Below are 1,059 nucleotides of genomic sequence, written 5' to 3'. Positions count from 1 at the left end.
GCACTGCTGACAGTAGCTTTATCATTGGTGCCATTGATCGTCACTTTTATGGTCGACGGTGTGCCATCGATGGATGACACCGTGAAGGTTTCTTCGACTTTATCGCCGACGTTCAATTTATTAAACGCGCTGTTGGCGGTGAACGCCCAATGACCATTGACATCAATGGTGAGGTCGCCATTTGTGCCTGCAATGGAACCTGGCGTGAAGGTATTGTCTGGGTTATCCACGTCAGTACTGGTTAGCGTACCTGATGTCGTTACTGCTTTGTCGGTTTCATCGATAGCAACGGTCGCACTGCTGACAGTAGCGGCATCGTTAGTGCCGTTAATCGTCACTTTGATGGTGGACGGTGTGCCATCGATGGACGACACCGTGAAGGTTTCTTCGACTTTATCGCCGACGTTTAATTGATTAAACGCGCTGTTGGCGGTGAAGACCCAATGACCATTAGTATCAATAGTCAGGTCGCCATTGGTGCCTGAAATAGAATCCGGAGTAAACGCATTATCTGGGTTATCGACGTCGATACTGGTTAACGTACCTGATGTCGTGACTGCTTTATCAGTTTCATCGATAGCGACGGTCGCACTGCTAACAGTGGCTTTGTCATTAGTGCCGTTAATCGTGACTTTGATGGTCGATGGTGTGCCATCAACAGACGACACCGTGAAGGTTTCTTCGACTTTATCGCCGACGTTTAATTGATTAAATGCGCTGTTGGCGGTGAACACCCAGTACCCGTTGGCATCAATAGTCAGGTCGCCATTGGTGCCAGTAATCGAATCCGGTGTGAATGCATTGTCTGGGTTATCCACGTCGGTGCTGGTTAGCGTGCCTGATGTGGTTACCGCTTTGTCGGTCTCATCGATAGCGATGGTTGCACTGCTAACAGTGGCTTTGTCATTAGTGCCGTTAATCGTTACCTTGATGGTCGAGGGTGTGCCATCAACACACGACACCGTGAAGGTTTCTTCGACTTTATCGCCGACGTTCAATTGATTAAACGCGCTGTTGGCGGTGAATACCCAGTGGCCAGTGGCATCAATAGTCAGGTCA

The 1,059-nt window shown here is 49.2% G+C and carries 1 protein-coding gene; it reads right to left on the bottom strand.

Translation table 11 applies throughout. The features are described from left to right. Positions 1 to 1,059: VCBS domain-containing protein (locus AB4209_RS17310; protein ID WP_372056640.1), on the bottom strand; the 1,059-nt coding region annotated here is incomplete at both ends.

The sequence above is a fragment of the Vibrio sp. 10N.286.48.C11 genome (genome assembly GCF_041469805.1).
Taxonomy (GTDB): Bacteria; Pseudomonadota; Gammaproteobacteria; order Enterobacterales; family Vibrionaceae; genus Vibrio; species Vibrio crassostreae_C.
The sequence above is the reverse complement of the archived record's forward strand: the minus strand, read 5'-3'. Positions and strand labels throughout refer to the sequence as shown.